The organism is Halomonas faecis, from assembly GCF_010993975.1.
GTDB classification, from domain to species: Bacteria; Pseudomonadota; Gammaproteobacteria; order Pseudomonadales; family Halomonadaceae; genus Halomonas; species Halomonas faecis.
In genome coordinates this window covers 1-25,161 of the sequence record NZ_JAACZO010000016.1, presented here as the reverse complement: position 1 = coordinate 25,161, position 25,161 = coordinate 1, and the positions used below count along the sequence as shown (strand labels likewise).

Genomic DNA, 25,161 nt, shown 5'->3' with positions numbered 1-25,161 from the left:
CGTGCCCTCGGCCTTCAGCGTCCCCCAGTCGCGAGCGGCAGCCACACATGCTCGTAGCCGATGGTGATCGCGACCCACACCAGCAAGGCCGCCATCGCCAGGCTGAAGCCCTTGAGGATTCTCGGGTTCTCGATGCGCTTGCCGAGCAGGGCGCCGACCAGTGCATAGCTGCCGGGCGCGCCGACCGCCAGCACGGCCAGCCCTACCGACCAGAGCACCAGGGCAGTGCCGTGAATGCCCGCCGCGGGAAACTGGATCGTGGCAATCGGCAACGTCGCGACGATGCCCTTGGGGTTGCAGAGTTGCATGATCAGGCCGTCGCGAAAGCGCATCACCCGCGGTGCCTGGCGCACGGCACCCAGATCGATGCTCGAGCGAGCGATCTTGATGGCCAGATAGAGGATATAGCCGCAGCCCAGGGCACCCACCACGGCGAGCACGTCGCCTTGTACCCAAGCGGCGCCGACCCAGCCGAACAGCAAGAAGAGAATGAGCATGGCCGCCCCCACCCCGAGGAAAAACCCCAGCGTGGCCCTGGCCTGTCCATGAAGCCCGGCATTCAGACCGAGCAGGTTCACGGGCCCAGGCGTGTACATGACGCCCAGGGCATAGGCAACGATCGCTAACATGGCGAAGTCCCGGTTACGAAGTGACGCTGCGCTGGTACTGGTTCGGCGTCTTGCCGTAGATGCGCTTGAAACGGCGGTTGAAGTGGCTGAGGTCGGTAAAGCCATAGCGGAAGGCCACTTCCGCAGGTGCCACCCCGGCCTCAAGGGCATGGCACGCGGCATTGACCCGACAGTTCAGCACGTACTGATGCGGCGTAATGCCGAGCTGCTGCCGGAACAGGCGCAGGAAGTGATACTTCGAGAGGTGGGCGGCCTGGCTGATGTCGTCCAGCGACACATCGTCTTCCAGGTGCGCGAGGATGTACTCCTTGGCTCGCATCAGCAGTGCATCGGGGCGACTCGCCTTGCCGGCCCCCCGGAACTGACCGGCACGCTGCACCAAGCGCGACGCGATCCGGTAGAGGGCGTGCTCCTGCTCGATGCGCGAGCCCACTCGGTGGATGACGAGCTGGGAGAGTTCCAGGATGGCACGCCGCAATTCGGGATCCGGGATCAAGGTGTCGCCACAGCGGAAAGCGCCGGCACGTTCGCTCCCCGCCGCATCGGCGAACAACGCCTCGAGCTGGGCGGCGGGCACGTAGGTCATGACGTAGCCCAGCGTGCTGTCGTCGCCCGGGTGCCCGTCGTGCACCTGTTCGGGATTGAACTGGATGACGTTGCCCGGCGCGCTGCGGTGAAACTCCCCGCCGCTGAAGAAATCCTGCCGCCCGGCGAGGGTCACGCCGAAGGCATACTCCTCATGAGCATGGCGGTCGTAGCTGAAATCGCTCAGCGCTGCCCGAAGCACCTTGAGCTCGGGAATGTGCCGACTCTTGTAGTAGTCGAAGCGACTCGTCCGTTTCACCGTGCCAAGCCTCCCCTGAACGTCACTCGGGCATAGTCTAGGCGTAACGCCAGGCCACCGGCTTGGACATTATTGCGGAATTCGACGGACAGCGAACCGACACCGGCATCGACCTCGCCCACGACGGGTTTGCCATCGCGACATCCTCGCGGATTTCCGCCCCTATGCCGAGCGCGCTTCACCAGGGAATCGCTTGACGCCTTCGGAGCGCTGTACTGCAATAGGGTCATATTTAGATAGATCGGTCTATATAGGAGAGGCCGCCGATGCCAGCTTCCAAGCGCGACCAGTTGCTCGCCACTGCCGAACGCCTCTTCTACGAGCAGGGGTTCCATGCCACGGGCATCGACCGCATCGTAGCGGCTGCCGGGGTGGTGCGCATGACGCTCTACAACCACTTCGCCTCCAAGGAGGCACTAGTGGCCGCCGTTCTGGAGGCCCGCCATGAGCGCTTCATCGCCAGTCTCGATGCGGCTGTGGCTTCCGCCTCGCCGGGCGAGGAGACGCGCGCCTTGGTCGAGGCGCATGGCCGCTGGCTGGAACGCGACAGCCCGCAGGGCTGCATCATGGCCAAGGCGATGGGCGAGTTCGCCGAGCACAGCGCGGAGATACATGCCCTGGCGGCGGCCGCCAAGACCGAGCTGCTGACACGCCTCGAATCCGCCGTGGCCCGCGACGGGCTGAACCACACCAGTCTGGCGCGCCGCCTCTTCCTGGTGCTGGAAGGCAGCAATATGGCGGTGACCCTGCTAGGCGCGCCGACGGCCCTGGCCGACACCCGAGCGGTGGTCGACACCCTCCTCGCAACGGCCCGGAGCGAGACCCCATGAGAACCTTGTCGAACATCGGATTCGCCCTATTCGGTGCCGCACTGATCGCCATCAGTTACGGGCTCGCGCGCTTCGCTTTCGGCCTGTTCGTTCCTTCCATCAGCGCCGAGCTGGACATGACGCCGTACCTGATCGGCCTCGTCGGGGCGCTGCCGTTCATCAGTTTCGTGCTCGCCACGCTGGTCGCGCCGCTGGCCGCCGATAGCCTCGGCGCTCGCAACTTGGCGGTGCTCTCGGGTAGCTTCGGCGCTGGCGGCCTGGCACTGATCAGTCAAGCATCGGATGCCCTATGGCTCGGTGTCGGCGTGTTCATCTGCGGCATCTGCACCGGTTTGATGATGCCGGCACTGACCGCCGCCATGCAGGCGCTGGTGAGCCGCACGATGCATGGACGCGTGAGTTCCATCATGAATGCCGGTACCAGCGTCGGCATCATCGTCGCAGTGCCGACCGTCGTCTTCCTATACGATGAGTGGCGTTTCACGTATGCCATGTTCGCCGCGCTGGCCGGCATCGGGATCGTTGCCGCGTGGTTCTTCCTTCCCTCGGTATCACGGATCATGCCGGCAAACGCCGCACCGCCGCCCCCGATCACTCGGTTGCAGTGGTCGCGTCTCGCTCGGCTCACGCTGTTCGCCTTTGCCATGGGTTTCGTGTCGGCGGCGTACTGGCTTTTCGCGCCGGACCTGGCGGTCACGCTCGGCGCGCTTCCCTCCGGCCACACCGGTTGGCTGTGGTTGGCGGTCGGTATCGCCGGCCTCGGCGGTGCCATGGTGAGCGACCTGGCCGACCGCAATAACCCGCCGATCACGCAAGCCTTGATGCTGATGATGCTCGCCTCGAGCCTGGCATTGCTCGCCGCCAGCCCGGGCCGGCTGGGGCTGGCTATCTTCTCTGCGCTCGTCTTCGGCCTTGCCTACATGAGTCTGACCGGGCTGTACCTCATGACCGGCATCCGGCTGTTGCCGGGCCGCCTCTCGATGGGGCCGGTGTTGCCATTCATGGCCTGCGCGCTCGGCCAGGCGGTTGGCTCTCCGGTCGTCGGCGCGCTGGTCGACGGCTTCGGGTACGCCGATGCGTTTGCCATCTTCACGATGATCGGCATCCTGCTGGCGATGCTGTCGCCGATTTATCCGGGCCATATCGATTACTGGGCGGACTGGACGGAAGAGGCCGCAGAGCCGCAACTGGATGAACTGCCGACGGTTGACGATACCGGCCTTCAGGCAGCCTACGACCACCAGCTGCTGGACGAGAATGGCGAGCCAATCGAACCCGTTGCGAAAGAGGACGGACCCGCCTAGCAGCACATGCAGAGACCCGGTGGCAAGTAAGCCCGGCCGGCAGTCCGTTTCAAGGCCGGCGCATCGCTTCCCGGCGTGGCGCAATACGTATACCGCCCACCCAGCGCTCGCCGGGAGCATGATCCAACCAGTTGCGACTTCCCGCGAGGATGTCGTGCCCCAGGTCGGTCAGGCTGAGTCGGCGATGGGGCCACTCCTCGTGAGCCTCGCCGATCTCCAGCGGCGGCTGGGGCGTTGCGATCAGCGGTTGCAGCAACCACCAGAACATCAGATCGCCCGGATGGGGGACGGATGGGGCGATGGCCCTCAGGGCAGCGCCTCCAAGTCACGCAGCGCCTCGCGCACGATGGCATCGCGCTTCGGGATATCGTCCATACGATGGGGGGTGTCCATGTTGAGGGCGAAGAACACCGGCCCGCTGGGCCATTCGACCCAGCCCACCCACCAGGCCAGCTCGCCGGACCAGCCGGTCTTGCCGCGCAGGATCCAGTCGCGACCAGCTTCGGCGATCATCAGGTCCTTGACCAGCCGCTGGTCGGCCTCGTCGAACGGTAGCGCATTGCGATAGAGCTGCTGCAGGAAGTCGATCTGCTCTGCAGCCGAGACCTCCAGATTGTCCGGCTCCAGCCAGAAATTCTGGATATCGGCGCCGACCTCGGCATTGCCGTAGTCGGTCGTCTCCAGGTAGCGGCGTTCACTCTCCTCGCCCAGTTCCCGGGCGAACCGCTGATAGAGCCAGACCGTCGAGTTGCGCAGGGCGGAGCGCAGATCCTGGTCGGCATTCCATGCCGGGACACCGCGATCGGTACCGTCCCAAACAAAGACCTGGAACTCGTCTTCCACCACGCCGGCATCCAAGGCGAAAAGCGTGTGCGGCACCTTGAAGGTGGAGGCAGGCACGAAGCGTTGCCTTGCGCGCTCGGCGTCATGTACCCAGGCCGCTTGAGCATCCTGACGCTGATCCACCACCAGCAGGGTGCCTTCGGCATCATGGTCCTCGAAGAGGGCCGCCCAATCTCCGTGCGACTGCCAGGCATCGGCCGCGGCGGTTAGGGGAGTCAGAGTCAGCGCCAGGGCGCCTGCCAGTAAAAATTTCAGGGTCATGGTTCCATCCATCGTTTCATGAGGCCAGGCGACAGGCCTACGGTGAGAGCGACCAAGCGCTCATGGGGCCTGCATGAGCCGCGCCAATTCCTGCCGATACGCCACCTCATGCCGCGCCGGATCGGAGGGAAAGCGACCGAGCTCGACGGCCAGTTCGAAGAACCCCTGACGGGGCAATTCGCCGCGGCGGCTGACCACCAGCGCCGCGATCATCGGGCGGCCGGCGGCAACGTCTTCGCGCATCAGCGTTTCCAGCGCCTGGGCGACGCGCTGGATGGTGCCCGGCGGCGACAATCCCAAGGCCTCGGCGGCCTGCCGGTAGGTGATCGGCACGGCCTCGGCAGGCAGGTGCAGGAGCAGCTCGCGCAGGCGCGGCGCCAGGTCGGCTTCTTCAACGGTGCCCATGGTCGAGATCCCGATATCGGCGGAGGTCTGCCGGCAAGGCTGTCACACCATCGGCGCGAATCACAGCGGCAGATGCACGATGGCGCCGCGCAGACCGCGTGCATCGGGTTCTGCCTTATGCTGCATCAAAAGAGATCGGCTCCACCTGGTCCAGATCGACCTCGCGGCGTGCCACCCATAGATCGAACCGATCCTGCATGGCCAGCCAACTTTCCGGCGAGCGCCCCAGCGCTTTTGAAAGTCGCAGAGCCATCTCGGGACTGATGCCGCTGACGCCTTTGATCACCCGCGATAGCGTAGAGGCCGACACGCCAAGCCTCTCCGCCAGTCGCCGAGAACTGAGTTCGAAGGGCTCCAGGTAAACCTCACGGATGAATTCGCCGGGATGGGGAGGATTATGCATCGCCATTAGTGATAGTCCTCGTAATCGAGTACGTGGGCATTGCCATCTCGAAATTCGAATGTCAGGCGCCAATTGCCATTGACCCAGATGGACCAGCGCTTCTTGTCGCGCCCTTTCAACCGATGCAGGCGGAAGCCGGGAATATCCATGTCCTCGACTGACGCAGCCGTGTCCAATGCGGCCAATTGCATTCGCAAACGCCTGGCGTGCTGAGACTGAATACCGGCGGTCGTTCCCGTTTCGAAGAACCGTCGCAGTCCTTTGTGCCGGAATGAAACGATCATGACCTTATCGTAGCGCGATGCGCACCACACATCAACAGTATACCAAACTGTTTATCAACTCAAGCCATGGATCCATAGATGCGCTCACAGTGGCAGATGCACGATGGCGCCGCGTAGGCCACGTGCATCGGCCCACAGCTTGCCGAGGGTGATGGGCAGGCGGAAGCGGCGCTTGCCCGCGGCGCCGGGGTTGAACAGCAGCCGGCCATCCTGCCATTCGTTACGCGGTTTGTGGGAGTGGCCGTGGAGCACGGCATCGCAGGAGGTGGCTGGATCGAACTCCCGAAGGACGTGCACCAGGTGCAGACGCCAGCCATTGACGGCGAGATCGCGGGTCATCGGTAGCGTCTCGGCCCAGGGTGCAGTGTCGATATTGCCGCGCACCGTCGCCAGCGGAGCGAGCATGGCCAGGCGTTCGAGGATGGCGGCGTCTTCGTCGCGATGGCCGACGTCGCCCAGGTGCAGGATCAGCCCACAGCCTTCCAGCATCGACAGCGCCTCGTGGCGCAGCAACCCATGGGTATCGCTGATGACGCCGATGGGCCGCTCGGTAATGATCGCCTGCATGAAAACGGCCTCAGCCGAGCACTTCAGCCATCGATCGCTGGCCATCGAGCAGGACGAACTCACGGTCGACGAGTTCCCGAGCCTTCACCAGGTGCAGCAGGGCGTGGGCGACGTTGCCGCGCGAGACGCGGTTCTCGCCGTCGGTCTCCTCCAGCGAGGCGGCCACTCGCTCGCTGGCGGGGTCGTCGGTGAGCCGCCCCGGCTCGAGGATCACATGGGGCATGCCGGAAGCACGCAGATAGGCGTCGGCGGCGAACTTGGCGGCCATGTAGGGACGCAGTTTCTCGGGTGCCGCCTGGGGATTCTCGGCGCGCATGGCGCTGACCATCAGGAAGCGAGAGAGGCCGCGCTCACGGGCGGCGTCGACGGCACGGATGGCACCGTAGAGGTCGATCAGCAGAGTCTTGTCGGGACCGGTGTGCGGGCCGGAACCGGCGGTGAAGACGACCTGATCGCAGTCGTCGAAGGCGTGGGTGAAGTCGTCCTCCAGATCGGCGATGGCCGTCTCGATGCCGCGCTCCTCGAACCAGGGCTGTTGGCCGGGATGGCGAATCATGGCGCGGATGGGCTCGCCCGCCGCATGGGCCAGCGCACAGAACTGGCGGCCGATCTGGCCGTTGGCACCGATTACCAGAGTCGTCATGGGCTCTCCTCAGGGTTGCGGGCTGATTGGACGTCGCCTCGCCGCCTCGGCAACGGCCTGCCGGCGAGACGGGCTAACGGGTGCACTAACGCATATCAGGCAGGCCAGGATCAATACGATGCCGACCCAGCCGAGCGGTGGCAGCCGCTCGCCGACGATGGCTACGGCCAAGCCGGCGGCGACCACCGGCTCGAAGAGCGTGATCGTGGTTGCCGTGCTGGCGGGGATGCGTGCCAGGCCGTGGCCGAAGCAGAGATACCCCAGCAGCATCGGCACCAGCGCCATGTAGAGGCCGACGGCGGCGTTGCCCCAGGAGGCCAACAGCGGCGCACCGGTGACCAGCAGCACCGGCATCAGCAGCAGGCCACCGATGCCGAAGGTGGCCCCCATGGCGGCGCGCGAAGCAATGCCACGCTGCATCAGGCGGCGCGCCGTCCAGGAGTAGAGAGCATAGCTGAGCCCGGCCAGCAGCCCCAGCAGAACGCCAGGCACCACTTCGTCGCCGGTGGCGACATGGCCGCCGCCTTCGGCCAGGCACAGCAGCAGCATGCCGCCAAGCCCCAGGGCGGCACCGGTGGCCCAGCGCACGGTGAGACGCAGCCCGTCCAGACGGTTCTCGATCAGTACCGAAAGCAGCGGTGCCGAGCCGATGGAAACCACCGTGCCAATGGTCACGCCGGCCAGGCGCATGGAGGCATAGAAGGCCAGCGGGTAGATGGCCACAGCCACGGCACCGAGCAGCAGCACTCGCCGCTGAGCGCGCAACGCTCCCGCATGGCGGCGGATGCGCCCGGCAGCGAGCAGCGCCTGCAGAAGACCGCCCCCGCCCATCGCCACCGCACCGATGGCCACTGCGCTCACCTCGGGAGCGAAGGTCGCAGCGGTGCCGGTGGTGCCCCACAGCAGGGCGGCGATGAGCACCGTCGCCGTACCCAGCAGGCGCTCTCGGGTCGTCGCGTTCATCGCGCCTCCAGCAGAGCCGCGGCCATCTCGCGCGCCTGACGCAGGCAGTCGCTGCGGCCCTCCAGGCCGGCGCGCGCCATAGCCCCCTCGAGCAGGAAGGCGAGCTGCCGTGCCACCTCGGCCTGGCGCGCCGGGTCGACACCGAACAGTTCGCCGAGCGGCTCGGCCAGCAGCGCTTCGACCTCCTCCTTGTGTTGCCTGACGGCCTGCCGGCCAACATCGCCGGCGGGCAGCTCGGCGGCGGCATTGAGCAACCCGCAGCCGCGAAAGCCATGCTCGTAAGCGTGCTCGGCATGATCCTCGTAGGCCTGGAAGACCGCCAGCACCCGTTCCCTGGGCGAGCCGGCCCGGTGCCGGCGGGCCTCGTAGAGCGCCCGCCACTCGGCGTGGCGGGCCTCCAGATAGGCGGCCACCAGTTCGGCCTTGGAGGCGAAGTTGTTGTAGAGGCTCTTCCTGGCCACGCCGGCGCGCTGCACGATGGCATCGATGCCGGTGGCATGGATGCCGTGGTCGTAGAACAGCGCGGCGGCCGCGGCGAGCAGTCGGTCGCGGGCGCTCTGAGGCGACGGAGGTTGTGCTAGAGGCATGGAAAGCTCATCGCAGCGAGAGGTAGTTAGACCAGTCTACCTACTTTAATTATCGCAGCAAGGGGCGCCGCCAGAAAAGGACGAGGCGACCGCATTCATTGGGTTAGGCAACGCAAACCGGGCCGGTGGTGCGCATTCGGCACGAACTGCTATCGTGACAGTCCTATCGGCTTCGGTCAGCCCGGACCGAACGCCGCACGCCTCCCCTTCCCCGAACACGCCCACAAGGAGACGACCGTGAGCCTGGAGAGCGCACGTACCTTCCTCGCCGAGAAAGCCCCGGACCTCGAGATACTGGAACTGGAAACCAGCACCGCCACGGTCGCCCTGGCCGCCGCGGCCCATGGCGTCGAGCCGGGGCAGATCGCCAAGACGCTGGCCTTCCGCGTGGGCGAGCGCCAGGTGCTGGTGGTGGCCGGCGGCGAGGCGCGCATCGATAACCGCAAGATGCGCGAAACCTTCGGCGGCAAGGCGAAGATGCTCGACGCCGAAACGGTGCTGGCCTTGACCGGGCATCCGGTGGGCGGCGTCTGCCCTTTCGGCCTGGCCACCCCGCTGCCCGTCTACTGCGATGTCTCGCTGCGCGCGTTCGCCGAGGTACTACCCGCCGCCGGCGCCCTCAACAGCGCGGTGCGCCTCACTCCGAGCCGCCTGGCCGAGCTGGTCGAGGCGGAGTGGGTCGACGTCTGCAAGCAGCCGGTGACGGCCTGAGTCGGCACCCGCGCCGGGGCTTGGCGCCGGCCTCATCGAGGTTCACGAGGCGCGCCGACCCTGCCAGTCTTCCCGATCGAGTTCGGGCTTTGCGGCACGAAAGCGGGCGTAGAGGTCGATTCCGCGGGGGTCTTCCAGGATGTCGACCTGGATGCCCTTCTCGCTCAGCAGCGACTCGGTTCCCGAGGCGTTGGTGACGTCGCCCACCACCACGCGCGAGAAACCGCGCATGTAAAGCAGCGTGGCGCAGATCTCGCACGGGCTCAGCGAGGTGAACAGCGTCGTGCGGCTGAAGTCGATGCGACCGGCATCGCGCACGGCGGAAGTCTCGCCGTGATGGTACGGATGGTTCTCCTGCACCAGGGTGTTGTGGCCCTTGCCGACGATGCGTCCGGTGTCGTTGTCGACGATCACCGCGCCGATGGGACAGCCGCCCTCGTCGAAGCTCTTCTGCGCCAGCAATACCGCGATGCGCATGAAATCGACATCGGTCAGCCGCCTCGCGAAGGCATCGTCCATCAGCACCGGCAGGCTGGCCGTAGGCATGTGAGCGATGGCGGCCAGGGCCGCGTGCGTGACTTCCGTGCGTGCGTTCAGCAACGTTTCCATGGTGCCTCCGTTCGAATTGTCACCCTATCCTGCCGCCTTGGCCCGGGCGATGCCACTCCTTCCGGGCAATCGCGACCGACGGCCATCGGCAAGAACGCCCGGGGCTCTCTTGGCTCGTTTCTTGACCGGGCAATTTATCATGATAAATTGCCCAATATGCGCCGGCACCCCCACTCGCCAGCGCACGGCGAACAAGGACAACGACATGAGTACAACCGAGCAGGCGCTGTCACAGCGCAAGAAGAAGTGGTACCAGACGGTACCCGACCCCATGGTGCTGATCTTCATGATCCTGCTGGCCACCTACGCTCTCACCTTCGTGGTGCCGGCGGGTGAGTACGAGCGGGTCCAGGAAGATGGACGCACCCGCGTGGTCCCCGAATCCTTCACCTACCTTTCCGATGTCGAGGCCATCTCGCCCTTCGACATCTTCGTGGCGGTTCCCCGCGGCCTCAACGAGGCATCGCTCTACCTGTTCATCGTGTTCATCGCCGGCGGCCTGTTCCATATCCTGCAGCGCACCGGTGCGCTGGAGAATGCGATCGGGGTGGCGGTTAACCGAGTCGGCGTCGAGCGACGCAACATCATCATCACCGCCGGCACCTTCATCTACGGCTTCTTCGGCGTGGCCGTGGGCTTCGAGAACAACATCGCCCTGGTACCCATTGCCGTGCTCATCGCCAGCGCCATCGGCTGCTCCAGCCTGGTCGGCACCACCATGGCGGTCGGCGGCATTGGCATCGGCTTCGCGCTGTCGCCCATCAACCCCTACACCGTAGGCGTGGCCCAGGGCATCGCCGAACTGCCCACCTTCTCCGGCGCCTGGCTGCGCACCCTGCTGGTGGTCTCTTCCCTGGCCCTGCTCTCCCTCTACATCTGCAAGTGGGTGGTCAAGATGGACTTCGAGGAGCCGGACAACGCCAAAGCCATGACCCGATCCCTGGATGAATACCGGCTGACCAAGCAAAACAAACTGACCCTAGGCGTGTTCGTGCTGGGCCTGGCCGCCATGCTGGTGGGCGTCTTCACCCAAGGCTGGTACATCAACGAGATCGCCGGCATGTTCCTGTTGATCGCCATCGTGATCGGCATCGTCAACGGCCTCGCCGCCAACGAGATCGTCAAGCAGATGATGGAAGGTGCCTCCAAGGTCACCCCCGGGGCACTGGTGATCGGCCTGGCAGCCTCCATTCAGGTGATCCTCGGCCAGGCGCAGATCATCGACACCATCGTGCATGGGCTGAGCGGCCTGATTCAGGGCATTCCCGGCGCCCTGTCAGCGATCATGGCCAGCGTGGTACAGGGAGCGATCAACCTGTTCGTGCCTTCCGGCTCGGGGCAGGCCCTGGTCACCATGCCCATCCTGATACCGGTGGCCGATCTGGTAGGCATGAGCCGCCAGTTGATGATCACCGCCTTCCAGGTGGGCGACGGCCTGACCAACCTGATCGTGCCCACGTCCGGCGGAACCCTGGCCATGCTGGCTCTGGGTCGGGTCTCCTACGTGGCATGGCTGAAGGCCATTCTGCCCTTCATGGTGCTGGTCTACGTGCTGGCCTGGGTCGGCCTGATCATCGGCCACGTGACCGGATACTGAGCCCGCCATGACCTTGTCGCTGATTCACGTGCAGCCGGCGACCGGCACGGTCGCCGCGCTGACGGCCACCGGCGGTGTGGTGGTGGGTGGCTACGTGCACCATGCGTGGCGCGGCCTGGGTGCCTGTGCCACCCAGGGTCTGGCCACCAATCCGTGGTACCCCGAGGGCATTCGCCAGGCACTGGAGCAGGGCCTCGATGCCCGACGAGCGCTGCAAGAGACGATCGAACGGGACAGCGGTGCCTCGCGCCGCCAATGCCTGGCGATGGATGCCGATGGCCGGGCCGCCGTGCACTCCGGCAGCGACAATCTGGCGGTGGTGGCCGCCGAGTTGCGCCCCACGGCCGCCGCGGCCGGCAACATGCTGGCCGACGAGCGGGTCGTTGAGAGGCTGCTGCGAACCTTTCTGACGCAGACCTGCACCAACCCCGACGCGGCGTGGGGCCACGCCGCCACGCCCCGCTACCGCGATGGCTACGAGGCACGCCTGGCGGAGAGTCTGATCGAGTCGCTGGAGGCGGCGTTGCAGGCCGGCGGCGACGCTCGCGGCACCCGCTCGGCGGCCCTGCGCATCGAGTCCTTCGATGCGGCGCCCATCGACCTGCGGGTGGACTGGGCCGACGACCCCGCTGGCGCGCTTCGGGCACTGCTCCAGCGCATTCGCGAACCGGCATTCGCCGCCTTCCTCGCCTCGCTGCCCACATACTGACTCCAGGAGAGACCATGACCGATTCCTCGACGCAGGCGGCCCTCGGTCGTCGACTGATGGCGCGCCTGGATGAGGCCGCGCGCCACTCGCAGCCCGGCCCGGGCGTGACGCGGCTGTTCTGTTCCGACGAACATCGCGCGGTGCTGGAACTCATCGCCGACTGGATGCGCCAGGCCGGGCTGAGCCCGGAGCTCGATGCCTCGGGCAACCTGGTGGGACGCGACGCACGAGCCGCACGGGGCGAGCGGACCCTGATCCTGGGCTCCCACCAGGATACCGTCACCGAAGGGGGCAAGTACGACGGCATGCTGGGCGTCGCCCTGCCGCTGCAGGCCCTGCAAGCCCTGAAGGAGGCTGGCACCGAGCTGCCCTACGGGGTCGAGGTGGTGGCCTTCGGCGACGAGGAGGGTACCCGCTTCCAGTCGACCCTGATCGGCAGCCGTGCCCTGGCCGGCACCTTCGACCCCGCCAGCCTGGAGGCCCGCGACGCCGAGGGCGTGACCCTCGGCGAGGCGCTGGAAGCCTTCGGCGGCAACCCGCAGGCGATCCCGCAGGCAGCCCGCCGGCCCGAGTCGGTCTTCGGCTTCGTCGAGGTGCATATCGAGCAGGGACCGGTGCTCGAGCAGCGCGACCAGGCGGTGGGCATCGTGACCGCGCTGACCGGCATCGAGCGCCACCGCCTAAGTCTGCGCGGCAAGGCCGGACACGCCGGCACCACGCCGATGGCCGGCCGCCGCGACGCCCTGGTCGGGGCGGCCGAGATGGTGGTGGAAGCGGATAGGGCCCTGAACGCCACGCCCGACCTGGTCGGCGTGGTCGGCAAGCTGGATGTCCGCCCCAACGCCGTGAACGTGATTCCCGCCGAGGTGAATTTCACGCTGGAGCTGCGTTCCCCCAGCGCGGACGTGCGCGAGAAAGGACGTCGGGAAATCCTGGAGGCCTGCCAGCGGATCGCCCGAACGCGCGGCCTCGAGCTGTCGAGCGAACCCACCTACGACGCCGAAGCGGTCGCCTGCGCCGAGTGGTTGATCGAAGCGCTGGAAGGCGCCTGCCGGGCTTGCGACGAGCCTATCCAGCGCCTGTTCAGCGGCGCCGGCCACGACGGCCTGGCCATGCACGACCTGACCGACATCGGCATGCTCTTCGTACGCTGCAAGGAGGGCCTGAGCCACCATCCCGACGAAGCCATCAGCGAGGAAGACGCCGGCCGCGCCACCCGCGTGCTGATGCGCTTTCTCAGCGACCTGGGATCGGCACCCGAAACCCGCGACCGGGGCTGACGCCCGCCGTCTCAGTCGGCCAGGAAGCCTCGTCTGACCTGAGCCTCGTTGTCGTTCATCACCGCCTGGGCCGAGAGCATGTGCTCGCGCATCAGTTCACGGGCCAGGTCGGCGTCCCCCGCTTCGATGGCATCCAGCACCCGCGCGTGATACTGGCAGCCGGTGGGCCCGATCTGGTGATCGCCGGGCTCATAGAGCCGCCGGTAGACGGTCAGGTCGGAGAGCATCTGCACGGTGAAGCGGATGATGAACGACAACAGCGGATTGCCCCCGGCCAGTTCGGCGAGCATCTCGTGGAAGCGCAGCGAATCGATGTGCTGCTGCCGCTCGGTTTCCATGTCGGGCGCCGCCGTGGCATAGCTGTGCAGGCTGTCGCGCAGGCGGGCCAGATCCTCGGCCCCGACCTTGCCCGCCAGCGAGGCGGCGAGTTCGGGCTCCAGAGCCAGGCGAATCTGGTAGATGTCGCGAATCGAGATGTCCTGGAAATAGAAGTAATGGCTGAGCAGCGAGGTCGCCTTGGCCTCGCTCATCTTGCACACGAACACGCCGCCACCCGGACCGGTGCGCGTCACCACCAGGCCTTGCGCCTCCAGAACCCGCGTGCTCTCGCGGATGGTGCCCTTGGAAACGTCGAGGGTTTCCATGAGCTCCGCCTCGCTGGGCAGACGGTCGCCGGGCATCAGTTGCCGATCCACGATCCAGCCCTTGATGGTATCCGCGACGTGGTAGGGAAGGCGACGCGATGCAGAACCAGCCATGGCTTCTCTCATGCCGACACAGGGACATCAAGGGTAAGCCATTGGCCAGCAAGGGGACAGCCTAGCCGGACCCGACGTTCGGCTAGGCGCTGTCCGTCAGCCGCCTGCATCCACCCGGGCGTGGACGCCTCATTTTCCGGAATAGAGGGCGAACACCTCTTCGCCGGTGAGGTTCTTCGTCGTTTGCGAAAACGCGTAGAACGCCGGCTTCTGGTCGATGAAGATCTGTTCGGTGAGACGCCACGCGTCGTCGTCATCGAACAGCCCGACAGGCATCGCGTAGTGCCCTCCCTCCTTCAAACGGTAGAACAGGTGCGTGCCACACGTCCGACAGAAGCCACGCTCCGCCCACTCCGACGAGCTGAAGACGGCGATGTGCTCCTCGCCGTCGAAGGCCACGGCGTCTTCGCACTCCACCGCAAACAGCGGACCGCCACCCCATCGGCGACACATCGTGCAATGACACACCCCCATGTTGTTGCCCTTCGTACCGGCAGTGACTCGAACCGCACCGCATAGACAACGCCCTCGATGCTCGAAGTTAGCGTCCATACCTTGCCTCCTCAGGCTGCATGACAGTGGCTCGACGGCCGTTTCATGGTGGGGGCAACGTGCCCGGAGAAGCCGCCGAACATCCGGGTATCAGCTTAGCAACTCCAGCCAGGCGTCACTTCATCTCGAAGCCGCGCTCGACGAGGAATTCGCGCATGTGCGGGCGCAGCTTGGTATCGAACAGCGGGGTGAGATTCTGCGACCAGGTGCTGTCCTTGGGACCGCCCTTCCGACTCCGGTAGTAGGCATGCATGGTGTCGTCGAAGGCTTCCACCCATTCGCGGTCGTCGGTGTAGCGGTCCTCCTTGAGAATCGCCTCGACGGGCAGGCGGGGCTTCACGTCGGGATCGTGAGCCGGATAGCCGAGGCACATGCCGAACACCGGATAGACGTGCTGGGGCAGCTCGAGCAGGTCGCTGACGGCCCGGGGGTCGTTGCGGATGCCGCCGATGTAGCAGATGCCGAGCCCTTCGGACTCGGCGGCCACCGCCACGTTCTGAGCCATCAAGGCGGTGTCCACCGTGGCTACCAGCAGATGCTCGGTCATGCCACGCACCACCCGGGCACCGGTACGCTCGGCGGCCTCGGTGGGCCGCTTCATGTCGGCGCAGAACACCAGGAAGGCGCCGCAGCTGGCCACGTAGCCCTGACCGCCGGCGTAATCGGCGATCGCCGCGCGTTTCTCGGGGTTCTTCACGTGAATGACGCTGCAGGCCTGCACGTGGCTGGAGGTCGCCGCTGCCTGGCCGGCGCGAATCAACTCTTCCAGCAGCTCGCGGGAGACGGGCCGGTCGGCGAACTTGCGAATCGAGCGATGGGATTTCAGCAATTCGATGGTCGGGTTCATGACATCTCGCAGTCGAATGGTTCGGGATCAGGCGTCGTCGGCTTCGGCTTGCGGCTTGGCACCGCCCTGATGCGCCAGCGGCGAGGCGGTGTCGAGCCGCGGGTGATTGTCGAGAAACTCGCGATGCGGGTCCGGCAGGGCGTCGAGCGCCTGGAGGCTGCGGGTCAGGGCATGGATGGCAGCCAGCACGTCCTGGGTATTGCCGGTTTCGGAGATGGTGTGCATGTTGCGGATGGGAAAGCCCATCGAGGTGGCGGCACAGTCCACTGCGGCGAGCACGCCGGCCATGCCGTCGGTACCGGTATCCACGCCGACGATATCGCGCTGCAGGGGGATGCCGTGCTCCCGGGCGGTGCTCTCGATGATGCGGTTGAGCTGCTCGCTGGCAATCGAGCCCACCGACAGGGTGCAGCCCTTGCCCATCTCCAGCGGCTGCATGCGGCGATCGCCGATGCCGGGAGCCGCCACGTAGTCGTGGTTGACGTCCACGCCGATCAGCACATCGGGTTCGAGCTCGCCGGCCAGCACCCGGCTGCCGAAGCGGCCGATCTCCTCGTAGCTGGCAATGGCGAACAGCAGGCGCACCTGCCGGGTACCGCCGGCCTCGGCGATCAGCCGTGCCACTTCGGCGGTGACGAAACAGCCCAGGCCGTTGTCGAGGTAGGCACCGTAGAAGGTGTTGGGGCTGAAGCCGGGACGAATGGGGCGGTCGAGCAGGATGGTGTCACCGGGACGCACGCCGAGGTTCTCGACCTGCTGCTTCTTGTTCTCGCCGTGAACCTGCAGATCGAGGTAGATCTGTTCCTTCTTGATGCCCTTGCTGCCATCGCGCTGGCCCGGGTCGGAGAAGTGGATGGCGCCCAGCGCTTCCACGGTGCCACCGCGGATGATGCGATAGCTACCCGGACTGGCCGGGTCCTCGCTGAACAACTTGACCTCGTGGCCGATCAGCACGGTGGGCAGGAAGGAGTCGGTGTTGATCCATATCTTGCCGTCGTCGCCGATGGAGCGCACCTGCATGCGAATCTTGTCGGCATGGCCGATGATCATCACCTTGAAGAGATCGTCTCGGCCGGGGTGGGAGTCCAGCACCACGCCGGCATGCCCCTTGAACTGATGCAGTTGCCAGCCTTCGGGAGCAAAGCTCTCGAAATGGGGCTTGAGCACGCCATAGGTCATGGCGCCTTCCAGCCCGACGGGGCTCGGGGCATCGAGGATTCGCCGCATCAACTCGAACTGCGATTCCGGCATGGGCTGGGTCCAGGGCTGGTTCGTTTCGCTCATGGCGACTCTCGCTGTGTCAGGGAAGAAAGCTTCCAGTTTGCCAGATTTCACCACACTCGGCTGCGCACCCGACCGAGATCAACAGCAAAGGCTCCATCAGACAAACGTGAAACATCCCTCCGCAAGTCGGCATGGAAAGGGGTATGCTGTGACATGGTTCATCGACCGGGAGGCTTCATGTCGAACTTCACCCTGAGACCACGTCCCCGCGGTGGCCGCTGGCCGGTGGCACCGGCCCAGCTGGGCTTCGTGCTGCTGGTGGTCGCGGCACTGATGATGGGCGGTGCCGGACCGGCCTACCGCCTGGATCTCCTGCCCCTGAGCACCGCCTTCGATGTATTGCGCCTGGGCGCCTACGTGGCCGTGGGCGCGGCGGCGCTGGGGCTGATCGCCGTGCTGATCGCCACGCTGTGCCGACGCTGGAAACCGGCATTCGCAGGGCTGCTGGTGATCGCCGCGGTCGCGGCCATGCTCGTGGGGCCCTGGGAAATGATGCATCGCGCCCAGCGCGTGCCGCCCATTCACGACATCACCACCGACACGGCGAATCCGCCCGCCTTCGAGGCACTCGCCGAGGCCCGCGAGGCCGCCCCCAACGGGGTGGAGTATCCCGGCGAGTCCTTTGCCCGCCGTCAGCGCAGCGCCTATCCCTGGGTGCAACCGATCACGCTGCCGCTGCCGCTGGCCGAGGTACGCGACGCTGCCGAAGCCACGGCGCGCGAGATGGGCTGGGAGATCGCCACCGTGGAGGAACGGCACATCGAGGCGACGGCCACCACGCGCTGGTTCGGCTTCAAAGACGACGTGGCGATCCGCCTGACGCCGGAGAGCGACGGCGTGCGCGTCGACGTGCGCTCCGCCTCGCGCCTCGGCCAGAGCGACCTGGGTACCAACGCCGGGCGAATTCACGATTACCTGACGGCCCTGCACGCCCGCGTGGAGTGATGCCATGTTAGCCTGCCCTCTCACCCGGAAGTCGAACGAGCCTCACCATGCTGCGCATTTCCAACTCCGTTGAATTGGGCGATTGGGAGATAGAGATCCATGCCATTCGCGCCCAGGGGGCCGGCGGCCAGAACGTCAACAAGGTCGCCTCGGCGGTGCACCTGCGCTTCGATATCCCCTGTTCCAGCCTGCCGCCCTTCTACAAGGAGCGGCTGCTGGCGCTCGGCGACCAGCGCATCAGCAAGGAGGGCGTGGTGGTGATCAAGGCCCAGCGCTTCCGCACGCAGGAGCAGAACCGCGAGGATGCTCTGGAACGCCTGCGCGAACTGATCCGCGAGGCGATCAGGCAGCGCAAGGTTCGCAAGCCGACCAAACCCACCAAGGGCTCTCAGCGGCGGCGCCTGGACAAGAAGACCCGCAAGGGCCAGACCAAGGCGCTGCGCGGCAAGGTTCGCGAGTGACCCTCGACAACGTGAAGGCCATGGAGACGATGCCTCCCAGCGAAGAACGCCTCGCCTCACCCTGCATTCAGGTCTGCCGGATCGACTCGACGACGCAGCACTGCGAAGGCTGCCGGCGCACCCTCGACGAGATCGCCCGCTGGCGCAGCATGAGCGAGACCGAGCGCGCCGCGGTGTGGGCACGCCTGGCCGCCGACCCTCATTCCCCGGCGTGATGGCCGCTGGTCAGAATGTGGTGCAGCCCCGCACACTCCACCATGGGATCCTCGCAGTTGACCACCACTTCGGCACGCGAGAGGACGTAGCTCTTGCCGGTGATGGTGTTTTCCACCACCTGGTGGGTGCCTTCGCGACGCGTGCCGGTAAACTCGCCAATGAAGCCGGTCTCGCGCAATGAGACGGTCTCCAGCCTGTCGCCCGGTTTGATGAGTCCCTCGTGGTTCATCAGGGCCAGGCGCGCCGAGGTTCCGGTGCCGGTGGTGCTGCGACAGATCACCCCGGGGTGCACGTAGGTGGCCGAGCGCGAGCGGTAGAAGTCATCGGCCACCTGTTCCACCGGGCCCATGAAGTGCAGGAAGGGCAGCGGCCCCACGTCGCCCAGAGTGTAATGCGAGAAGCCGCGCTCGGCCTGGATCGCCTCGACGATCTTGTGAGCGCAGGCCGCCAGATCGCGCTCCTCGTCCCGGGTCAGGTCGAAGCCCAGCTCGGTGGCTTCCACCAGCGCATAGAAGCCGCCGCTGTAGGCCACCGAGTAGGTCACGTCGCCCAGGTCAGGCACATGGATGCTGGCCCGATAGGTGTCGATGTAGCTGGGCAACCCCTCGCAGGTGATCGCCTCCACCACACCGTTCTCCACCAGCGCCTCGATGTGCACGAGCCCCGCTGGCGACTCCAGCGTGAAACGCTGGCGCCCTTCCCGTTTCTCCACCAGACCGAGTTCCAGCACCGCCGTGGCGGTGCAGATGGTGTTGGAGCCGGAATAGATCGGGTAGCCCATCACCTCCATGATGATGTAGCCCACCGCCGCTTCGGGATCGCTGGGCGGTACTAGCAGGTCCACCGACATCTCGGGAATGCCGTAGGGTTCGTCGAGTAATAGTTTGCGCAGGCCATCGGCATCGTCGCGCAGGTAGTGCATCTGCTCGCGCACCGTGGCGCCGGGCAGTAGATCGATGCCGCCGGTGACGATGCGGCTCACGTCGCCGCCGGCGTGGGTATCCATCATCTGGAAGACGAGTTCTTCCTTCATGCGTTTCCCTCGAGAGCGAAGCGCGCCCCGTGCGCGTTCCATTGGCTGTCGGGCACGATCACGATCTTGCCCAGGTAGTTGCTGTCGCGGGCGACGAAGTAGCGCTCGGCATCGTGAAGCTCGGAGAGCTTGAAGGCGGCGTGCAGCACCGGTTTGAGGTCGCCGCCGCGTATCCACGCCACCAGCTGCTCGGCCTCCTCGCGGGTGCCATGAGAGACGCCGAAGATCTGCACCTGATAGAGGTAGATGCGCGTCCACATGATCTCGCTGAGGTTGCCGCCGCTAGCCCCGGCGATGGAGAGCCGTGGATAGGTGCTGCGGGCCTTCATGTCGCCGATCATGGTGTCGATGAAGCGGTCGGTCATCTCGCCGCCGACGAGATCCATCACCGCATCGATGGGCGCTCCACCGGTGGCCGCGAGGGTCCGTTCGACGAAAGTGGCCAGGTCACCGCGGTCGATCACCGCCTCGGCGCCCAGCGACAGCAGGGCGTCGGCCTTCTCGGGCTGGCTCACCGCGTAGGGAATGGCACCGACGATGCGGCATAGTTGGATCAGCGCCGTACCCACGCCGCCGCTGGCGCCGGTGACGAGCACCCGCTCCCCCGCACCGACCCGGGCCGAGGTCATCATGTGGTAGGCCGTCTGGTAGGAGCACATGCCCATGGCGGCGAGTTCGGCATCGGCGAGCTCCGGGTTGGGCACGTGGTGAAACTGGTCCGAGGGCACCGCGACGTACTCGGCGAAGCCGCCGTCGGCACCGTGACCGTAGTAGTCGGGCATCAGGTTGATATCGCGGCGCGCATCGGGATAGAGGTTGAAGTCGAGCAGGCCGCGCTCGCCGATGCGCCCGGCCTCGACGCCTTCGCCGACGGCGACCACGCGCCCGGCCACGTCGGCGCCCTGGATGCGCGGAAAGGTCAGGGTCGCTTCGCCGCCCATGGCAAAGGAGGTCACCTCGCCCTTCTCCTTGGTGGGATAGAGCCCTTCGCGCGCCTTGCGGTCGGTATTGTTCTTGGCCGTTGCCGTGACCTGCACCAGCACCTCGCCGGGTCCCGGCCTGGGGGTCGGCACGTCCTGGCGATAGACCAGCTTGTCGATTTTGCCGTGCCCGGTGAGCACCATGGCGGCCATGGTCTCGGGCACGGTGTCGGGAAGGGGTGCGCTAGCCATCGGCTGCCTCCTGGGTTGGGCCGTGTCAAAGGCGCGACGATAGTGCAATCGGCCGTCGCCTGAAAAGAGCCGTTCGTTCTTGATTTGCCCGGTTTTCTCGCAACTTTTTCTGTTGCCTCGCCGCGCCGGGCATGCTGCCCTGCGAGCGGAGCCGGTAGCTCGCTACAACCAGTGCTTGCGACGGAACAGCCACAGCAGCGAGACGCCGATGGCCAGCATCACCGCCAGCACCACGAAGTAGCCATAGCGGTAGGCGAGTTCCGGCATGTGCGCGAAGTTCATGCCGTAGAGGCCGGCAATGAAGGTCAGCGGCACGAAGATGGCGGTGATCACCGTCAGTACGCGCATGGTGAGGTTGAGCTGGTGCGAGGAGAGCGAGATGTAGCCGTCGATCAGATCGCCGCAGATGTCGTAGTACATCTGAGTCAGGCTGTGAAGGCGCTCGAATCGCTCGTGCACGTCGTTGATGGCGTGGAAGGTATCCTCGTTGCCGCGCGGCAGGTGGGAGTAGTCGTAAGCGGTCAGGTCCTGGGTGATGCCCACGTGGTAGTTGAACACCCGACGCATCTTCACCAGCCGCGAGCGGTAGGCGATGACGCGGCGCATCAGAGCGTCGCTGCCGTCGTCGAGCAGGGCGTCTTCCAGGTCGCTCAAGGCATTCTCGAACTCGAGCAGGCTGTCCAGATAGTACCCGGCAGAGAGGTACATCACGCGCAACGCCACATGCTCGGGCGAGCGGCGCAGCAGCACGCCGCCCTCGGCGTCGAACAGGCGGTCGATGCTCAGCGCCTTGCCGGGATGCAGGGTGATCAAGAAGCGCTCGCCGAGAAAGAAGGCCATCTGCTGGGGGGTGTAGTTGAGCTCGGCATCGAAGGAGGAGATACCGCGATAGAGAATGAGAGTATGGCTCTCGAACTCCTCGATCTTGGGCGGATGACGCTCGCGATGGGCATCCTCGATGGCCATGGGATGGCAACCGAACGCCTCCAGCAGCTCGCGCTCGCGAGCCACGGACTCACCCTGCATGTCGATCCAGATATGCCCCTGCGGCGCCGCCTGCCAGGTAGCGATCAGCTCCTCGCCGCCCAGATGCTCCTGGCCTTCGCCATCCAACCATCGCGTACGAATCATGGCGTTCTCCCTGTCGGTTGTATCGACGCCGCCGCCCCGAACCGCTCGATGCGTCGGTGGCGGTCAGCATAGCGGAGTCGGGGCCCCTGGAACGAGCCCATCGACAGTATCACTGAGCAGGAATCTTGCCTTGCGCTTCGGCCTCGGCAAGCTGCGCCAGCGGCACGGGGCCCTCCAGGTAGGCGAACATCCAGGACAGGGCGCCAGGCAGGCTCGCTCGCCATACTCGCCAGGTGTGGCCCCCACCAAACGTTTCCAGGGTGATGCGGTGGGGCTGGTTGACCTCCAGCGACTCGTAGAGAAGGCGGGCGTGATGCAGCGCGTTGAAGACATCACGATCGCCCGCGCTGATATACAACGGCACGACGAACTCTCCCGCCAGGTAGTCGTCGAGATGGGCCGTATAGTTGTGCGCGGCCCACAGTTCGCTGTCGAATTCTCCCGCATCGTCGAGAAAGGCGGGATGGCGCCAGGCCGAGGAGTTCTGCGGCGGCAGTGGGTGATAGCTGGCCGGACTCAGCGCGCCCGCAGCGCCGAAGAGCTCAGGGCGTTCGAGGGCGAAATTGACGCTGCCATAGCCGCCGGCGGAGAGCCCTGCCACGCTGCGCCAGGCACGCTCCGGAACCACCTGCCAGGTAGCCTCCACATGGGGAATGAGGTCGTCGAAAAAGGCACGACGAGCGGGTTCATTGTGGCCGTCGATCCACCAGCTGCGGCTGCCCGGCATGACGATCACCGCCGGCGGGATGGTGCCCTCGCGAATCAGGCGATCCGCGGTGCGGGCCAAACGCCCACGCTCGAGCCAGTCTCGGGAACCGCCAAACGAGCCATGCAGCAGGTAGATGACAGGATAGGCCTGCTGCGTACTGCGATAACCGTCCGGCAGGTAGAGTGCGTAGGGGTAGTCGCGGCCCAGCACATCGGACGCAAAGCGATGATGACTGACCTGGCCGGCCAGCAACGGCGAACAGAGCAGCAGCGCCAGCATGCCAACGGCACAGCGCCGAAACGTCATGAGCGGCCTCCCGATACCCAAGCGAGAATGACATCGTCATTGCACGAGGAATGTTTGCGTTCCGACGTGGTCGGACAGCCTGGCAGGCGCCGACGTTCCACTCCGCTTCACACGACGACACGACACAGGCCCGGTAGCCCATGAAAGGACGCATCGAGGAAATCTACTGGCTCAGGTTCTACGGCTGCCTAGCTGTCTTCCTTTTCCACCTGATCCTGCGCATCGAAGACAACTACCTGTCGCACCTGACCCTGGATCTCGTCCGCATTCCATTGGTCCTGGGCACGCCGATCTTCATCTTCATTTCGATCTTCCTCTTTTCAGCCCGCTATGGCGACGCCGTCCCCCACCACTTCCTGGCCAACCGTTTCAAGTACGTCATGGTGCCCTACCTGGTCTACGGGCTGATCTACTCGCTGGCCGAGTATGTGCGGGTCAAGGCCAACGGCGATTCACTCGGCTTTACCGGCCACATGATCGAGTACCTGGTGTTCGCGGGCTGGCACGGCTATTTCCTGATCATCGCCATGCAATTCTACGTGCTGTTCTGGCTCTACAATCGCTTCCGGCTCTGGCACTGGCTCCCCTCGGGACCAGGGCTGGTAATTGGAGCGCTCATCAGCATGGGTTACTGGGGATACTTCCGTTGGCAGGGTCTCGAACCACCCGGGTATCTGCACTGGATCGCGCCTATCGGCTGGATCTACCTGTTCTTTCTCGCCGTGCTGCTGGTCAGTGCTTATCCGAACCTGATGAAGCGGCGCTGGTTCCGCGGCTTCGCCAATCCGGCCTGGCTGCTGGCTACCGTGGCGGGCATCGTACTGTTCACGCTGCGCGGCGAGCTCGAGTACTCCTCCAAAGAGACTTGGGTAGTACCACTGTTCATCTTTTCGGCGCTGTGGGCCATGAGATGGCTGGCCGGGCGTCCGGCACCGCGACTGGTGAAGCGGGTCAACGAGCATTCCTTCGGCATTTACCTGGCTCATCCGCTGTTCTTTTCCGTCGTCGACTTCGCCACCTGGCAGGTCAAGGTTCCTCTGTGGCTCTATGCCTCGGCACTGGGGGTGGTCGGCATGAGCGGCTCGGTCATGCTCAACCGGATCGTCAACCGCAGCCACTGGGGCGGACTGATGTTCGGCAAACGCCTGTACGTTCCATGAACCATGAAGACGCCGATTCGCCAACTGCGCTAGTCTGGAAGAACGATGTTGGACTGACTGGGAGTTTCCAATGAGTGAGCGCGTTTCGCTGGTGATGGTGCCGGTCGACGGCTCCCCTAGCGCCGTGGCCGCAACGCGTCATGCCGCCATGCTCGCACGACTGCTGGACGCACGCCTGCAACTGTTGCACGTCATGCCGCTCAACCCGCCCGAGCTCAGCGACGTGCCGGCCAACCGGCAGGCCGACAGCGATCACGACAGGGCTCTGTGCCAACACACGGCCAGCGAGGCCCTGAGGCTGGCCCGCGAAGCCATCCAGCCGCCAATGGCGACTCCGCCCGAAGAGGTGACCCTGGAGGATGCCACCTTCGTGCGCCAACCGGCGCGCATCATCGTCGCGCATGCCCAGCGCCAGCCGGACAGCCTGCTGGTGATCGGCGCCCGTCACCTCAGCGACATGGGCAAGTTCGTGGAAGGCAGCGTCAGCAACGAGGTGGTGCACCGCGCCAGCTTTCCGGTCACCGTGGTTCACGCCGAATCGGCCAGTGAAGACGCCCAACGCATCGACCGGGTACTGCTGCCGGTGGATGGATCGCGCCACAGCGACAAGGCCGCCGCCCTGGCCGGCGACCTGGCGCGCAGCGCCGAGGCGAGCGTTGCGCTGCTGTTCTGCCGCCCGGCGAGTGAGGCGGCGGATGAAGCCAACATGGACGACGAAACCCGGCACATCTTCCATCGCGCCCGCCAAGCGCTGGGCGAGATTCCCGCCGGCGTGACGGAACGGGTGCTCTGCACCACCCACTACGCCGACGCCATCACCGCCGAGGCGGGCCGACACGCCGACCACCCGATGATCATCATGGGCCGTCGCGGGCTCGGCACCTGGCGTGAAGCCTTGCTGGGCAGCGTGAGCCACCGGGTCATCGACCGCGCATCCTGTCCGGTCACCGTCGTGGTCTGATCGCGGCCTGAAAACGACACGAAAAAAAGGGGTTCATCGCACTTTGCCGGGAAACGCGGCACGGATCTTCAGAAAGAAGTACTCCATGTCGCGGTACCCATAGGCCATCCGCTTGATGACCTTGATCCGATTGTTCATGCCCTCCAGCACGCTGGTG

At 65.7% G+C, this 25,161-nt stretch carries 32 protein-coding genes; 11 read left to right on the top strand and 21 right to left on the bottom strand.

Annotated features, from left to right (window positions below; all coding sequences use genetic code 11):
* Positions 1 to 14 precede the first annotated feature (14 nt).
* Positions 15 to 629, bottom strand: coding sequence for a LysE family translocator (locus tag GFD32_RS09480; RefSeq protein WP_163576313.1), 615 nt, complete (start codon positions 627 to 629; stop codon positions 15 to 17).
* A 13-nt stretch (positions 630 to 642) separates the two neighbouring features.
* A complete protein-coding gene (locus tag GFD32_RS09475) occupies positions 643 to 1,473 on the bottom strand; it encodes an AraC family transcriptional regulator (RefSeq protein WP_163576312.1) in 831 nt (276 codons plus the stop codon).
* A 266-nt stretch (positions 1,474 to 1,739) separates the two neighbouring features.
* On the opposite strand from GFD32_RS09475, the gene GFD32_RS09470 reads away from it, so the two are divergent.
* Positions 1,740 to 2,303, top strand: a complete 564-nt coding sequence (locus GFD32_RS09470; RefSeq protein ID WP_163576311.1) for a TetR/AcrR family transcriptional regulator — start codon at positions 1,740 to 1,742, stop codon at positions 2,301 to 2,303.
* The gene (locus GFD32_RS09465) at positions 2,300 to 3,607 is read left to right on the top strand and encodes an MFS transporter (protein ID WP_163576310.1); all 1,308 of its coding nucleotides are present in this window, start codon (positions 2,300 to 2,302) and stop codon (positions 3,605 to 3,607) included. Before GFD32_RS09470 ends, GFD32_RS09465 begins: the two co-directional genes overlap by 4 nt.
* Before the next feature lie 49 nt (positions 3,608 to 3,656).
* Here GFD32_RS09465 and GFD32_RS09460 read toward each other — a convergent pair whose 3' ends face one another.
* The 9 genes from GFD32_RS09460 to GFD32_RS09420 form a co-directional block, all read right to left on the bottom strand.
* Complete coding sequence (locus GFD32_RS09460; RefSeq protein WP_163576309.1) at positions 3,657 to 3,875, bottom strand: hypothetical protein; 219 nt, start codon at positions 3,873 to 3,875, stop codon at positions 3,657 to 3,659.
* Positions 3,876 to 3,913: 38 nt separating this feature from the next.
* Positions 3,914 to 4,711 (bottom strand): class D beta-lactamase, encoded by a 798-nt coding sequence (gene blaOXA, locus GFD32_RS09455; protein ID WP_163576308.1) that lies wholly within the window; start codon positions 4,709 to 4,711, stop codon positions 3,914 to 3,916.
* 60 nt (positions 4,712 to 4,771) lie between these two features.
* Positions 4,772 to 5,116, bottom strand: a complete 345-nt coding sequence (locus tag GFD32_RS09450; RefSeq protein ID WP_089688115.1) for a hypothetical protein — start codon at positions 5,114 to 5,116, stop codon at positions 4,772 to 4,774.
* Between the two features lie 115 nt (positions 5,117 to 5,231).
* On the bottom strand, positions 5,232 to 5,525 hold the full coding sequence (locus GFD32_RS09445; protein WP_163576307.1) for a HigA family addiction module antitoxin: 294 nt from the start codon (positions 5,523 to 5,525) through the stop codon (positions 5,232 to 5,234).
* Complete coding sequence (locus GFD32_RS09440; protein WP_163576306.1) at positions 5,525 to 5,803, bottom strand: type II toxin-antitoxin system RelE/ParE family toxin; 279 nt, start codon at positions 5,801 to 5,803, stop codon at positions 5,525 to 5,527. The genes GFD32_RS09445 and GFD32_RS09440 overlap by 1 nt, the downstream gene beginning before the upstream one ends.
* Before the next feature lie 84 nt (positions 5,804 to 5,887).
* Entirely contained in the window at positions 5,888 to 6,370 is a 483-nt protein-coding gene (locus tag GFD32_RS09435) for a metallophosphoesterase family protein (RefSeq protein WP_163576305.1), read from the bottom strand.
* Positions 6,371 to 6,380: 10 nt separating this feature from the next.
* Complete coding sequence (locus tag GFD32_RS09430) at positions 6,381 to 7,013, bottom strand: SDR family oxidoreductase (protein ID WP_163576304.1); 633 nt, start codon at positions 7,011 to 7,013, stop codon at positions 6,381 to 6,383.
* 9 nt (positions 7,014 to 7,022) lie between these two features.
* Complete coding sequence (locus tag GFD32_RS09425; RefSeq protein WP_163576303.1) at positions 7,023 to 7,976, bottom strand: DMT family transporter; 954 nt, start codon at positions 7,974 to 7,976, stop codon at positions 7,023 to 7,025.
* Positions 7,973 to 8,563, bottom strand: a complete 591-nt coding sequence (locus GFD32_RS09420; protein ID WP_163576302.1) for a TetR/AcrR family transcriptional regulator — start codon at positions 8,561 to 8,563, stop codon at positions 7,973 to 7,975. Before GFD32_RS09420 ends, GFD32_RS09425 begins: the two co-directional genes overlap by 4 nt.
* A 237-nt stretch (positions 8,564 to 8,800) precedes the next feature.
* Between GFD32_RS09420 and GFD32_RS09415 the strand changes: the two genes are divergently transcribed.
* Positions 8,801 to 9,274 (top strand): YbaK/EbsC family protein, encoded by a 474-nt coding sequence (locus GFD32_RS09415; protein ID WP_089688125.1) that lies wholly within the window; start codon positions 8,801 to 8,803, stop codon positions 9,272 to 9,274.
* A 42-nt stretch (positions 9,275 to 9,316) separates the two neighbouring features.
* Here GFD32_RS09415 and GFD32_RS09410 read toward each other — a convergent pair whose 3' ends face one another.
* The gene (locus GFD32_RS09410) at positions 9,317 to 9,883 is read right to left on the bottom strand and encodes a nucleoside deaminase (protein WP_163576301.1); all 567 of its coding nucleotides are present in this window, start codon (positions 9,881 to 9,883) and stop codon (positions 9,317 to 9,319) included.
* 205 nt (positions 9,884 to 10,088) lie between these two features.
* Between GFD32_RS09410 and GFD32_RS09405 the strand changes: the two genes are divergently transcribed.
* The 3 genes from GFD32_RS09405 to GFD32_RS09395 are packed head-to-tail and all read left to right on the top strand — an operon-like array spanning position 10,089 to position 13,469.
* A complete protein-coding gene (locus tag GFD32_RS09405; RefSeq protein WP_163576300.1) occupies positions 10,089 to 11,480 on the top strand; it encodes a YfcC family protein in 1,392 nt (463 codons plus the stop codon).
* A 7-nt stretch (positions 11,481 to 11,487) separates the two neighbouring features.
* Positions 11,488 to 12,189, top strand: coding sequence for a DUF1028 domain-containing protein (locus GFD32_RS09400; RefSeq protein ID WP_163576299.1), 702 nt, complete (start codon positions 11,488 to 11,490; stop codon positions 12,187 to 12,189).
* 14 nt (positions 12,190 to 12,203) lie between these two features.
* On the top strand, positions 12,204 to 13,469 hold the full coding sequence (locus GFD32_RS09395; protein ID WP_163576298.1) for an allantoate amidohydrolase: 1,266 nt from the start codon (positions 12,204 to 12,206) through the stop codon (positions 13,467 to 13,469).
* Positions 13,470 to 13,480: 11 nt separating this feature from the next.
* Here the strand turns inward: GFD32_RS09395 and GFD32_RS09390 are convergent, their stop codons facing one another.
* The 4 genes from GFD32_RS09390 to GFD32_RS09375 form a co-directional block, all read right to left on the bottom strand.
* Entirely contained in the window at positions 13,481 to 14,227 is a 747-nt protein-coding gene (locus GFD32_RS09390; protein WP_163576297.1) for a FadR/GntR family transcriptional regulator, read from the bottom strand.
* A 129-nt stretch (positions 14,228 to 14,356) separates the two neighbouring features.
* Positions 14,357 to 14,779 carry a GFA family protein gene (locus GFD32_RS09385; RefSeq protein ID WP_163576296.1) on the bottom strand — a complete coding sequence of 141 codons (423 nt, stop codon included), beginning with the start codon at positions 14,777 to 14,779 and terminating at the stop codon, positions 14,357 to 14,359.
* Between the two features lie 115 nt (positions 14,780 to 14,894).
* Positions 14,895 to 15,626, bottom strand: coding sequence for an oxygen-insensitive NADPH nitroreductase (gene nfsA, locus GFD32_RS09380; protein WP_163576295.1), 732 nt, complete (start codon positions 15,624 to 15,626; stop codon positions 14,895 to 14,897).
* Positions 15,627 to 15,653: 27 nt separating this feature from the next.
* The gene (locus GFD32_RS09375; RefSeq protein ID WP_163576294.1) at positions 15,654 to 16,910 is read right to left on the bottom strand and encodes a M20/M25/M40 family metallo-hydrolase; all 1,257 of its coding nucleotides are present in this window, start codon (positions 16,908 to 16,910) and stop codon (positions 15,654 to 15,656) included.
* A gap of 177 nt (positions 16,911 to 17,087) precedes the next feature.
* Between GFD32_RS09375 and GFD32_RS09370 the strand changes: the two genes are divergently transcribed.
* From GFD32_RS09370 to GFD32_RS09360, 3 genes are read left to right on the top strand one after another with little or no spacing between them, the layout of a single operon-like run.
* Positions 17,088 to 17,855 carry a DUF1499 domain-containing protein gene (locus GFD32_RS09370; protein WP_163576293.1) on the top strand — a complete coding sequence of 256 codons (768 nt, stop codon included), beginning with the start codon at positions 17,088 to 17,090 and terminating at the stop codon, positions 17,853 to 17,855.
* A gap of 47 nt (positions 17,856 to 17,902) precedes the next feature.
* Positions 17,903 to 18,316: an alternative ribosome rescue aminoacyl-tRNA hydrolase ArfB gene (arfB, locus tag GFD32_RS09365; RefSeq protein ID WP_163576292.1), complete on the top strand. Its 414-nt coding sequence runs from the start codon at positions 17,903 to 17,905 to the stop codon at positions 18,314 to 18,316.
* 20 nt (positions 18,317 to 18,336) lie between these two features.
* The gene (locus GFD32_RS09360; protein ID WP_240455593.1) at positions 18,337 to 18,531 is read left to right on the top strand and encodes a DUF1289 domain-containing protein; all 195 of its coding nucleotides are present in this window, start codon (positions 18,337 to 18,339) and stop codon (positions 18,529 to 18,531) included.
* Here the strand turns inward: GFD32_RS09360 and GFD32_RS09355 are convergent.
* From GFD32_RS09355 to GFD32_RS09340, 4 genes are all read right to left on the bottom strand, one after another.
* Positions 18,516 to 19,565 (bottom strand): proline racemase family protein, encoded by a 1,050-nt coding sequence (locus GFD32_RS09355; protein WP_163576291.1) that lies wholly within the window; start codon positions 19,563 to 19,565, stop codon positions 18,516 to 18,518. The two genes, GFD32_RS09360 and GFD32_RS09355, sit on opposite strands and share 16 nt — an antisense overlap.
* The gene (locus GFD32_RS09350) at positions 19,562 to 20,737 is read right to left on the bottom strand and encodes an alcohol dehydrogenase catalytic domain-containing protein (protein WP_163576290.1); all 1,176 of its coding nucleotides are present in this window, start codon (positions 20,735 to 20,737) and stop codon (positions 19,562 to 19,564) included. Before GFD32_RS09350 ends, GFD32_RS09355 begins: the two co-directional genes overlap by 4 nt.
* A 162-nt stretch (positions 20,738 to 20,899) precedes the next feature.
* A complete protein-coding gene (locus GFD32_RS09345; RefSeq protein WP_163576289.1) occupies positions 20,900 to 21,868 on the bottom strand; it encodes a magnesium transporter CorA family protein in 969 nt (322 codons plus the stop codon).
* A gap of 109 nt (positions 21,869 to 21,977) precedes the next feature.
* Positions 21,978 to 22,883, bottom strand: coding sequence for an alpha/beta hydrolase (locus tag GFD32_RS09340; RefSeq protein WP_163576288.1), 906 nt, complete (start codon positions 22,881 to 22,883; stop codon positions 21,978 to 21,980).
* Between the two features lie 140 nt (positions 22,884 to 23,023).
* Here GFD32_RS09340 and GFD32_RS09335 point away from each other — a divergent pair, with 140 nt between their 5' ends.
* Entirely contained in the window at positions 23,024 to 24,043 is a 1,020-nt protein-coding gene (locus GFD32_RS09335; protein WP_163576287.1) for an acyltransferase family protein, read from the top strand.
* A gap of 70 nt (positions 24,044 to 24,113) precedes the next feature.
* On the top strand, positions 24,114 to 25,004 hold the full coding sequence (locus tag GFD32_RS09330) for a universal stress protein (protein ID WP_163576286.1): 891 nt from the start codon (positions 24,114 to 24,116) through the stop codon (positions 25,002 to 25,004).
* Between the two features lie 33 nt (positions 25,005 to 25,037).
* Here the strand turns inward: GFD32_RS09330 and GFD32_RS09325 are convergent.
* Positions 25,038 to 25,161: transposase (locus GFD32_RS09325; protein WP_163574721.1), on the bottom strand; the 124-nt coding region annotated here is incomplete at its 5' end.

Coding starts and splice junctions, on each gene's coding strand:
- GFD32_RS09330 (WP_163576286.1), top strand. CDS start 24,114: ATGAGTGAGCGCGTTTCGCTGGTGATGGTGCCGGTCGACGGCTCCCCT.
- GFD32_RS09450 (WP_089688115.1), bottom strand. CDS start 5,116: ATGGGCACCGTTGAAGAAGCCGACCTGGCGCCGCGCCTGCGCGAGCTG.
- GFD32_RS09385 (WP_163576296.1), bottom strand. CDS start 14,779: ATGGACGCTAACTTCGAGCATCGAGGGCGTTGTCTATGCGGTGCGGTT.
- GFD32_RS09360 (WP_240455593.1), top strand. CDS start 18,337: ATGGAGACGATGCCTCCCAGCGAAGAACGCCTCGCCTCACCCTGCATT.
- GFD32_RS09435 (WP_163576305.1), bottom strand. CDS start 6,370: ATGCAGGCGATCATTACCGAGCGGCCCATCGGCGTCATCAGCGATACC.
- GFD32_RS09375 (WP_163576294.1), bottom strand. CDS start 16,910: ATGAGCGAAACGAACCAGCCCTGGACCCAGCCCATGCCGGAATCGCAG.
- blaOXA (WP_163576308.1), bottom strand. CDS start 4,711: ATGACCCTGAAATTTTTACTGGCAGGCGCCCTGGCGCTGACTCTGACT.
- GFD32_RS09460 (WP_163576309.1), bottom strand. CDS start 3,875: ATGTTCTGGTGGTTGCTGCAACCGCTGATCGCAACGCCCCAGCCGCCG.
- GFD32_RS09400 (WP_163576299.1), top strand. CDS start 11,488: ATGACCTTGTCGCTGATTCACGTGCAGCCGGCGACCGGCACGGTCGCC.
- GFD32_RS09355 (WP_163576291.1), bottom strand. CDS start 19,565: ATGAAGGAAGAACTCGTCTTCCAGATGATGGATACCCACGCCGGCGGC.
- GFD32_RS09395 (WP_163576298.1), top strand. CDS start 12,204: ATGACCGATTCCTCGACGCAGGCGGCCCTCGGTCGTCGACTGATGGCG.
- GFD32_RS09390 (WP_163576297.1), bottom strand. CDS start 14,227: ATGGCTGGTTCTGCATCGCGTCGCCTTCCCTACCACGTCGCGGATACC.
- nfsA (WP_163576295.1), bottom strand. CDS start 15,626: ATGAACCCGACCATCGAATTGCTGAAATCCCATCGCTCGATTCGCAAG.
- GFD32_RS09340 (WP_163576288.1), bottom strand. CDS start 22,883: ATGACGTTTCGGCGCTGTGCCGTTGGCATGCTGGCGCTGCTGCTCTGT.
- GFD32_RS09345 (WP_163576289.1), bottom strand. CDS start 21,868: ATGATTCGTACGCGATGGTTGGATGGCGAAGGCCAGGAGCATCTGGGC.
- GFD32_RS09470 (WP_163576311.1), top strand. CDS start 1,740: ATGCCAGCTTCCAAGCGCGACCAGTTGCTCGCCACTGCCGAACGCCTC.
- GFD32_RS09440 (WP_163576306.1), bottom strand. CDS start 5,803: ATGATCGTTTCATTCCGGCACAAAGGACTGCGACGGTTCTTCGAAACG.
- GFD32_RS09445 (WP_163576307.1), bottom strand. CDS start 5,525: ATGGCGATGCATAATCCTCCCCATCCCGGCGAATTCATCCGTGAGGTT.
- GFD32_RS09370 (WP_163576293.1), top strand. CDS start 17,088: ATGTCGAACTTCACCCTGAGACCACGTCCCCGCGGTGGCCGCTGGCCG.
- GFD32_RS09410 (WP_163576301.1), bottom strand. CDS start 9,883: ATGGAAACGTTGCTGAACGCACGCACGGAAGTCACGCACGCGGCCCTG.
- arfB (WP_163576292.1), top strand. CDS start 17,903: ATGCTGCGCATTTCCAACTCCGTTGAATTGGGCGATTGGGAGATAGAG.
- GFD32_RS09420 (WP_163576302.1), bottom strand. CDS start 8,563: ATGCCTCTAGCACAACCTCCGTCGCCTCAGAGCGCCCGCGACCGACTG.
- GFD32_RS09430 (WP_163576304.1), bottom strand. CDS start 7,013: ATGACGACTCTGGTAATCGGTGCCAACGGCCAGATCGGCCGCCAGTTC.
- GFD32_RS09405 (WP_163576300.1), top strand. CDS start 10,089: ATGAGTACAACCGAGCAGGCGCTGTCACAGCGCAAGAAGAAGTGGTAC.
- GFD32_RS09350 (WP_163576290.1), bottom strand. CDS start 20,737: ATGGCTAGCGCACCCCTTCCCGACACCGTGCCCGAGACCATGGCCGCC.
- GFD32_RS09335 (WP_163576287.1), top strand. CDS start 23,024: ATGAAAGGACGCATCGAGGAAATCTACTGGCTCAGGTTCTACGGCTGC.
- GFD32_RS09465 (WP_163576310.1), top strand. CDS start 2,300: ATGAGAACCTTGTCGAACATCGGATTCGCCCTATTCGGTGCCGCACTG.
- GFD32_RS09480 (WP_163576313.1), bottom strand. CDS start 629: ATGTTAGCGATCGTTGCCTATGCCCTGGGCGTCATGTACACGCCTGGG.
- GFD32_RS09425 (WP_163576303.1), bottom strand. CDS start 7,976: ATGAACGCGACGACCCGAGAGCGCCTGCTGGGTACGGCGACGGTGCTC.